This is a genomic window from Streptomyces sp. MBT53 (genome assembly GCF_016654115.1).
GTDB lineage: Bacteria > Actinomycetota > Actinomycetes > Streptomycetales > Streptomycetaceae > Streptomyces.
Genome location: NZ_JAEQAZ010000301.1, coordinates 1 through 7592 on the forward strand (window position 1 = coordinate 1; position 7592 = coordinate 7592).

Below are 7592 nucleotides of genomic sequence, written 5' to 3' on the forward strand. Positions count from 1 at the left end.
AGGCCCTCGCCCGCTACCGCGCCGCGGTGGAGGAACTCGCGAGCGGCGCCCTCGACGGCGCGTCCTTCGAGGCCCGCACCAAGGGCCTGCGTATCGGGGTGGTCGTCGACGGCGCCTCCGTGTGGCTCTACGACGCCGACCACGAACGCTGGGTCCACGGCGACGGCACCCGGCTCAGCACCTACGCCACCGACGACGGACCCCGCGCCGAACCGGCCGACCCCGGCCACGCCTCCACCCAGGTCGTGAGCCCCGATGGCCCGTGACGCGAGCCTCTTCTCCGGGCGCCCCTCCGAGCTGATCGGCAAGCAGATCGCCGGTTACCGCATTGAGGACGAGATCGGCCGCGGCGGCATGGCGGTCGTCTACCGCGCCCACGACCTGCGNTCGCTTCCGCGCTGGACGCCGCGCACGAACACGGGCTGGTCCACCGGGACGTGAAGCCCGGCAACATCCTCGTGGCGCGCGGCACCGACGACGACCATCCCGAGCACGTGTACCTGACCGACTTCGGTCTGACGAAGAAGTCCCTTTCGCTGACCGGGTTCACGACGGTGGGGCAGTTCGTCGGCACGCTCGACTACGTGGCCCCCGAGCAGATCTCGGGCCGGCCCGTCGACGGGCGTTGTGACGTGTACGGGCTCGCCTGCGTCGCGTACGAGAGCCTCGCGGGGCGTCCGCCGTTCCGGCGGGACGACGACATGGCACTGCTGTGGGCGCACCAGTACGACATGCCGCCGGCGCTCACCGAGTCCCGGCCCGATCTGCCTGGCCATGTCGACGCGGTCTTCGCGAAGGCGTTGGCGAAGAGTCCGGACGATCGGTACGAGTCGTGTCTGGCGTTCGTGACGGAGTTGCGGGGTGGGGTTGCCGGGCATGCGGCGACGGAGGTGGATGCGGGGGTGGTTGCGCCGCCGGCGTGGGCTGCGCCGGTGTTCAGGGGGCGGTAACTGACGTACTTCGGCTGCGGGTTCGTCGTGGCTGGTCGCGCCCACGCGGCGGAGCCGCATTTGGATACAGCCCCGCGCCCCTATCGGGGCGCTGCAGTGGCCGGCGTCAGCGGTATCCGTCGTGCCGACACCCTGCGGTGCGAGATCCGCCAGCCCGCCCCCGTGCGCACCACCGTGTCCTCGTACGTCACCGAACCGCACGAGCCGTCCGTCCGGATTCCCAGGCCCTTCGAGCGGGCCCGGACCCTGCCCTCCGCCGGCTCCTCGATCACCACGTTCGTGACGTGATGGGCGACGGGGTTCCCGGATCCCAACGCCAAGGACGCGCCGACGAGTTCGGGGAGGCCGATGACCGTGCCCTGGCCGAAGTCCGTGAGGTCGTACTCGACATCCTGGGTGAACACCTCGTCCAGCCGGTCGAGTTCGCCCTCGTCGACCAGGTGGCCGTGCAGTGCGATCAACTCCGTTATGGCCAGGCGGTCTTCGAGAGCCAGTGCCATGTCTGCCCTTTCCTCGGCTGGGCGCACACTCTCATGTCGGGCGCTTCGACTGCTCGGGAATTTCGACCTCGCCGTGGCGGCGGACCGGCTTCGCCAGGAGTGCTCCCAGGAAGCCCGCGACGAGTCCCCACAGTGCCGCCAGCCCGACCGCCGACCACAACTCGGGCTTCAGGAACAGGTCTCCGGACAGGCCTCCGCCCACGTCGCCGATGCCGAGGAGGGAGAGGCCGTAGTGGGCGGAGATGCGGCCGACGAGGCAGATCATCAGGACCGCGAGGGCGAAGGCGACCGCCAGGTGGACGGCGTGCTGCCAGGCGCGGGTGTGGGCCGGGGAGCGGGCGGCCATCAGGAACGCGGCGGAGAGGAGCAGGACCGCGTTCACCACCAGGAGCCACCACACCCTGCCGTCGAAGGCGGCGATGGAGTTGAGGTTGAGGGTGGAGATGTCCGGGGTGCGCAGGACCTCGTCCAGCAGGTGGGGCATGGGCAGGCCGAAGGGGCCGTCGACCCGGCCGTTCCAGGTGGCGCCCAAGCCGATCGTGAGGGTGAGCCAGACGAGGTTCGGCATGCCGAGCAGGATCAGGGCGAAGGTCTGGGTGACGTTCCCGCGTGTCACCGCGGTGAGCAGGGCGACGACGACGCCGAGCGCGACGTAGGCCAGGAGCAGGGCGACCACGGCGTACGCGGCCGGGCGGACGGACGCGTGGAAGCGCAGCAGCGCGGCCGGGAGCGGTGCGCCCGGCGACACCAGGAGGGCCAGCACCAGGACCCCGGCAAGCCACAGCAGGCCGAACAGCACCGTCTGCGGTACGTCCGCCTCGAAGCCGACCTCGGGCGAGGCGCCGATCAGGTCGCCGATGTCGCCGAGCGTCCCGCTGCCGAGCGAGATCGAGAACTTCTGGCGTGCGCCGAGGGCCAGTCCGATCAGGCCGAGCAGCCACAGGACGGCGATCCGGGCGGCCCAGCCGGCCAGCTCCGCGGCCGAGGCGACCGCGCGGTGCCGCAGGGGCCGTAGGAACGCGGCGGCGGTCACCAGGGCGCCGGCCAGGGTCACCGAGAGGGGGATGACCGTCAGGCCCGCCTTTGTGTCGGCCAGTGCGCCCGCGTTGCCGGAGAGCTTCACGGTGCCGCCGACGGCCGTCACCACCGTCGCCGTGACGACCCGGGGGAACGCGCCGTCCGGGAGGTCCGTCGCGCCCGCCGCCCACAGGCCCAGCGCGGCGACCACGCCCATGGTGAGCAGTCCGGCCAGCACCGCGCTCAGGGCCTGGACCCAGCCGTGGCGGGCTACTGCCTGGTCAGAGGGGGTTCGGGGGGTCACGCCTGCCACGCTAAGCAGCGCCGGGGGAGCGCGCCCGCCGGGAGGGCCGTCCGCGTCGGCTTGCGGGCGGACGGGGACCGGAGCACACAATGGGTTCATTGTGGATAAAGCGGGATCAAACGTCATCAATGCCGCTGAGAACCGCGTCGGGAAGAAGAACTCGTGAGCGTCGAACCTCCGTCTTCAGGCCGCCCCACCGGACCGCCCTCCGGTCCGCTGTCGGGACCCTCCCAGCCGCCTTCGGGCCCGCCCTCGCAGCCCTCGGGCAGCGGTGGCGCCGGGGCGCCGGAGCCGCACCGCCCCTGGTGGAAGTCGGTGCCACGCGTCGCGATCCTCACCGCGGTCGTGGTGGCCGCCGTGGTACTGGGCCTCGTCTTCACCCGCTCCGACGGCGGCTCGACCAAGACCGCGAGCAAGGGCGAGGTCTTTCTGCAGGCCGCGGCGAAGACCGGTCCGGACCCGTTCACGGAGTCCACGGCGAGCGAGAGTTCCGCCCCGCCCGTCTCCGCCTCACCCACCGCCTCGGAACCGGCGAACGCCGTGCGCGGTGTCGACGGCGGCGCCCCCGGCCTCTACGGCGGCACCCAGAACGTCGCCAGCTGTGACGTGGAGAAGCAGATCAAGGCGCTCCAGGCGAACCCGGCGAAGAACAAGGCGTTCGCGTCCGTCGTCGGCGTCCAGCCCGCCGGAGTCCCCGCCTATCTGCGTTCCCTCACGCCGGTGCAACTGCGCATGGACACCCGCGTCACCAACCACGGCTACCGCGACGGCGTCGCCACCAGCTACCAGGCCGTCCTCCAGGCCGGCACCGCCGTCCTCGTCGACAGCCACGGCGTGCCCCGCGTCCGCTGCGCCTGCGGCAACCCGCTCTCCCCGCCCGTCGCCCAGCAGACCACCCCGAAGCCGACCGGCGACACCTGGTCGTCGTACCGGCCGCAGAACGTCGTCGTGGTCACCCCCGCACCCCAGGTCATCAACATCTTCGTGATCTACGACCCCCACAACGGGCACTGGTTCGGCCGCCACCACGGCGACACGGGCCGGCACGACCACCGGACCCCGCCGCCGCTGAACCCGGCCAGCCCCTCGGTGACCATGTCCCCGCCGACCTCACCGTCCTCCAACTCCCCGTCGGCGTGCGCCTCCACGGCCCCCGGCACACCGGGAACGCCGAGCATGCCCGGTACGTCCACGAGCCCGTGCCCGCCGACGTCGAGCTCCCCGTCCTCGTCGTCGCCGTCCGGTCCGTCCTCGTCGTCCCCGAGCTCGGAATCGCCGTCCTCGGAGCCGCCCTCGACCGAGTCGTCGGCGGCTTCGTCGGCCTCGTCCTCGGCGCCCGAATCGCTTGCCTCCAGTGCGACGACGACATCCGCGTCGAACTCCGCGTCGGCTTCGCTGTCGAGCTTCAGCGCGCCGGTTTCCCCGGGGACGAGTTCACCGTCACTCTCCTAGGGGGACTGCCCGGCGTGTGGCTGGGTACGAGCACTGGTGCGACAGCAACAGCCGGCGCCCGCCTTCGAGAGAGACACGCATGATCGACCACCGGGACGGGGTAGTGATACCGACTCGTTTCGACGTGCCCGTGGAACCGCTGAGGCGGGCGGCGCACTACACCGGGGAACCGGGCTGCATCTCCGATGCCCGGCACTTCACGCACCAGTTCCTTGAGCAGCTCAGAACCGAGTGGTGCGCCACGATCGACGACCGGTCCGAAGGTGAACTGCTGCTGGTGGTGAGCGAGTTGGTCACCAACGCGGACCGGCACAGCAACGGCCCGTACATCCTGGAGCTGGAGGGCACGGACGCCGCGGTGACGGTGTCCGTCTGCGACAGCAGTGTCGCCCTGCCCCGGCTCTTCGCCCGCGACCCCGAGCGGATCGGCAGACACGGCCTGGAGATCGTGCACGCCCTGGCCGCCCGGGTGACCGTCGAACGGGTACCGGTCGGCAAGCAGGTGCGAGCCGTGGTGGAGCTGAGCGGTTAGGTCCCGGTCCGAGTGGCTGTGATCAGCTCGTGCAGGTACCGCTTGGTGACCCGGCCGCCGTGCCGTGTCTCCAGCAGCTCCCGGAGGCAGGCCAGGAGGCCCCGGCGCGAGGGCTCGTCCAGCGCGAGGTGACCCGAGTAGGTGAGCACGACGTCGAGGTACTCGTCGGTCGTGTACGTGATCTCCTGCGCACCGCGCCACACAGTGACCTCGTCGAAGTGCTCGGAGCGCTCGAACTCCCCGGTGTCCGTGGCCGTTTCGGCCTCGGTGGGACTCCGGAAGCCGGGCGGGGTGGCGGGGTCCCAGCGTTCGTAGCAGCGCTGCATCCCGTCGAAGAACTCCTGGGTGCCGCCCGCCACATGGTGGGTGGTGACGACCGCGAGCCGCCCGCCGGGACGCAGGGCGGACGCCGCCTTCGCCACGAACTCCCGGGCATCGAACCAGTGGAACGCCGTCGCGACGACCACCAAGTCGAAGGGGTCGTCCGGCAGTTCCCACCGCTCGAAGTCCGCCACCTGTACGTCGACCCGAGGGAACGCGATCAGGTTGCGCCGGGCCACCGACGCCAGGGACGGCCCCAGCTCCACGGCGGTCAGCCGGCACCCGAACTCGGCCAGCGGGACGGTGAGTTGACCGGTCCCGGGGGCGACCTCCAACACCCGGCTGTCCGGACCGAGGCCCGCCACCCGGGCGAGTTCCGCCACGAGAGGGCGCGGATACCGGGGACGGGCCCGGTCGTACCGCTCGGCCGCACTGTCGAACGTGTCCCGCAGCACTGTTCCCGGACCCTTCGGATCGGCGATTCCACCCAGGGCAGAATGCTGATCCCTTGCCCTCGCGTCCAACCCTTTTAGTCTGAGGGGGTGAGCAACGAAGCGCCGAACCAAGCCCGCGTGATCCCCCTGCGCCCGCACGAGCCGGCCCCTCACCTACCGGAGCCGGCTGTTCCCGCGCCCAAGGAACCTCTGTGGCGCGACCTGGTCGGTGACGTCCTACGACGCGAACGCCTCGCCCAGGAACGCACGTTGAGGGATGTGGCCGACGCCGCCCGGATCTCCATGCCGTATCTCTCGGAGGTGGAGCGGGGCCGCAAGGAGGCCTCCTCGGAGGTTCTCGCGGCCGCCGCCCACGCCCTCGGTCTCGACCTCGGCGACCTGCTGTCGCTGACGCGGAACGAGTTCACCCAGCACCGCAACAGGCGTCAGGGCAGGGTGAGTTCGCCGTACAACGGGCAGCTGTGCCTGGTCGCCGCCTGACGGTGAGGGTCAGACCGCGACGAGGCGTCGGCTGACCACCTCGTCGGCGAGGCCGTACGCCACGGCCTCCGGCGCGGTGAACACCTTGTCGCGGTCCATGTCGGCGCGCAATGTCGGGATGTCGTGGTGCGTGTGCCGCGACAGCACCTCCTCAACCTGGGAGCGGATCCGCACCATCTCCTTGGCCTGGAGCGCGAGATCGGAGACCATACCGCGCTGCCCGCCGCTCGCCGGCTGGCCGAGCAGCACGCGCGCGTGCTCCAGCACGAAGCGGCGTCCGGGGTCACCGCCGGCCAGCAGCACGGCCGCCGTGGAGGCCGCCTGGCCGACGCAGAACGTGGAGATCGGGGCCTGGACGTACGTCATGGTGTCGTAGATCGCCATGAGTGAAGTGAACGAGCCGCCGGGGGAGTTGATGTAGATCGCGATCTCGCTCTCCGGGGACGCCGACTCCAGATGGAGGAGTTGCGCGATGACGACGTTGGCGACGCCGTCGTCGATCTCGGTGCCGAGGAAGATGATCCGCTCGGACAGCAGCCGGCTGAACACATCGTAGGACCGCTCGCCCTGCGGGGTCCGCTCGACGACGTTCGGAATCGTGTACGAACCCATGTCAGAGCCCCATCCGTCGCTTCGAGGCGGCCGGGCGCACGTCGGCCAGTGAGGCGACGACCTGGTCCACCATGCCGTACTCCTTGGCCTGTTCGGCCGTGAACCAGCGGTCGCGGTCGCCGTCGCGGGAGATGGTCTCCTCGCTCTGCCCGGTGTGCTGGGCGGTGAGGCGTTCGATGGTCTTCTTCGTGTGCTCCAGGTTCTCCGCCTGGATCTCGATGTCGGCGGTGGTGCCGCCGATGCCCGCCGAGGGCTGGTGCATCATGACCCGCGCGTGGGGGAGGGCGTACCGCTTGCCGGGTGTGCCGACGGTCAGCAGGAACTGGCCCATGCTCGCCGCGAAGCCCATCGCCAGCGTCGAGACGTCGTTCGGGATCAGCTGCATCGTGTCGTAGATCGCGAGACCCGCCGTCACCGAGCCGCCAGGGCTGTTGACGTACAGGCTGATGTCGGTGCGCGGGTCCTCCGCGGACAGGAGCAGGAGCTGGGCGCAGACGCGGTTCGCGGAGACCTCGTCGACCTGGGTGCCGAGGAGGACGATCCGCTGGGCGAGGAGCTGCGCGGCCAGGTGGTCGTCGAAGCGGGAGGGCGGGGTGTCGCCCTCCTCGGCGCGCGGCATGAGGGCCGGCGCGAAGCCGGCCGTGAGTGAAGACATCGGCACTCCTTGTCGAGGCTCTGTGGTGTCTCCACTGTTGACCGGCAAGCGCCCGAACTGCGGGTTTCTAGGCTGGTAGCAGATTCGCCGTGGGCAGAGCGGTCACTGCGAGCCCTTCTCGCGCAGCTGCCGGAAGAAGGCCCGTACGTCCTCGGCCAGCAGATCCGGCTCCTCCATGGCTGCGAAGTGGCCACCCCGGTCGAGCTTGGTCCAGCGGACGATGTTCTCGGTGCGCTCGGCCTTGTGGCGCAGCGGGATCTGGATCTCGGCGGGGAAGACGGCGAGCGCGGTGGGGGTGGTGGACGGGAGGGTGG

9 protein-coding genes and 2 pseudogenes are annotated in these 7592 nt (G+C 70.9%); 5 read left to right on the plus strand and 6 right to left on the minus strand.

Annotation, left to right across the window (positions count from 1 at the left end):
• Both JHN45_RS48795 and JHN45_RS48800 read left to right on the plus strand, forming a co-directional pair.
• Window positions 1-266 (plus strand): annotated as a pseudogene (locus tag JHN45_RS48795) (hypothetical protein); the annotation flags it as partial.
• Window positions 256-950: pseudogene (locus tag JHN45_RS48800) on the plus strand (serine/threonine-protein kinase). The pseudogenes JHN45_RS48795 and JHN45_RS48800, both read left to right, overlap by 11 nt.
• Window positions 951-1030: 80 nt before the next feature.
• On the opposite strand, the gene JHN45_RS48805 reads toward JHN45_RS48800, so the two are convergent.
• Complete coding sequence (locus tag JHN45_RS48805) at window positions 1031-1450, minus strand: nuclear transport factor 2 family protein (protein ID WP_201055916.1); 420 nt, start codon at window positions 1448-1450, stop codon at window positions 1031-1033.
• 31 nt (window positions 1451-1481) lie between these two features.
• On the minus strand, window positions 1482-2771 hold the full coding sequence (locus tag JHN45_RS48810) for a streptophobe family protein (RefSeq protein ID WP_201055918.1): 1290 nt from the start codon (window positions 2769-2771) through the stop codon (window positions 1482-1484).
• A 162-nt stretch (window positions 2772-2933) separates the two neighbouring features.
• On the opposite strand from JHN45_RS48810, the gene JHN45_RS48815 reads away from it, so the two are divergent.
• Together JHN45_RS48815 and JHN45_RS48820 are read left to right on the plus strand one after the other, a co-directional pair.
• Window positions 2934-4223, plus strand: coding sequence for a DUF6777 domain-containing protein (locus JHN45_RS48815; RefSeq protein WP_307783422.1), 1290 nt, complete (start codon window positions 2934-2936; stop codon window positions 4221-4223).
• A 79-nt stretch (window positions 4224-4302) separates the two neighbouring features.
• Window positions 4303-4755, plus strand: coding sequence for an ATP-binding protein (locus tag JHN45_RS48820; RefSeq protein WP_201055920.1), 453 nt, complete (start codon window positions 4303-4305; stop codon window positions 4753-4755).
• Here JHN45_RS48820 and JHN45_RS48825 read toward each other — a convergent pair.
• Complete coding sequence (locus JHN45_RS48825) at window positions 4752-5531, minus strand: class I SAM-dependent methyltransferase (protein ID WP_201055922.1); 780 nt, start codon at window positions 5529-5531, stop codon at window positions 4752-4754. The genes JHN45_RS48820 and JHN45_RS48825 overlap by 4 nt on opposite strands.
• A gap of 87 nt (window positions 5532-5618) precedes the next feature.
• On the opposite strand from JHN45_RS48825, the gene JHN45_RS48830 reads away from it, so the two are divergent.
• A complete protein-coding gene (locus JHN45_RS48830; protein WP_307783423.1) occupies window positions 5619-6011 on the plus strand; it encodes a helix-turn-helix transcriptional regulator in 393 nt (130 codons plus the stop codon).
• Window positions 6012-6020: 9 nt separating this feature from the next.
• On the opposite strand, the gene JHN45_RS48835 is transcribed toward JHN45_RS48830, so the two are convergent.
• From JHN45_RS48835 to JHN45_RS48845, 3 genes are all read right to left on the minus strand, one after another.
• On the minus strand, window positions 6021-6623 hold the full coding sequence (locus tag JHN45_RS48835; protein ID WP_200716523.1) for a ClpP family protease: 603 nt from the start codon (window positions 6621-6623) through the stop codon (window positions 6021-6023).
• A 1-nt stretch (window position 6624) separates the two neighbouring features.
• Window positions 6625-7278 (minus strand): ClpP family protease, encoded by a 654-nt coding sequence (locus tag JHN45_RS48840; protein ID WP_201055925.1) that lies wholly within the window; start codon window positions 7276-7278, stop codon window positions 6625-6627.
• Between the two features lie 102 nt (window positions 7279-7380).
• Window positions 7381-7592: alpha/beta fold hydrolase (locus JHN45_RS48845; RefSeq protein ID WP_374195692.1), on the minus strand; the 212-nt coding region annotated here is incomplete at its 5' end.

Excerpts from the sequence above, each read along its gene's own strand:
- JHN45_RS48805 (WP_201055916.1), bottom strand. The coding sequence starts at position 1,450 with ATGGCACTGGCTCTCGAAGACCGCCTGGCCATAACGGAGTTGATCGCA.
- JHN45_RS48820 (WP_201055920.1), top strand. The coding sequence starts at position 4,303 with ATGATCGACCACCGGGACGGGGTAGTGATACCGACTCGTTTCGACGTG.
- JHN45_RS48835 (WP_200716523.1), bottom strand. The coding sequence starts at position 6,623 with ATGGGTTCGTACACGATTCCGAACGTCGTCGAGCGGACCCCGCAGGGC.
- JHN45_RS48840 (WP_201055925.1), bottom strand. The coding sequence starts at position 7,278 with ATGTCTTCACTCACGGCCGGCTTCGCGCCGGCCCTCATGCCGCGCGCC.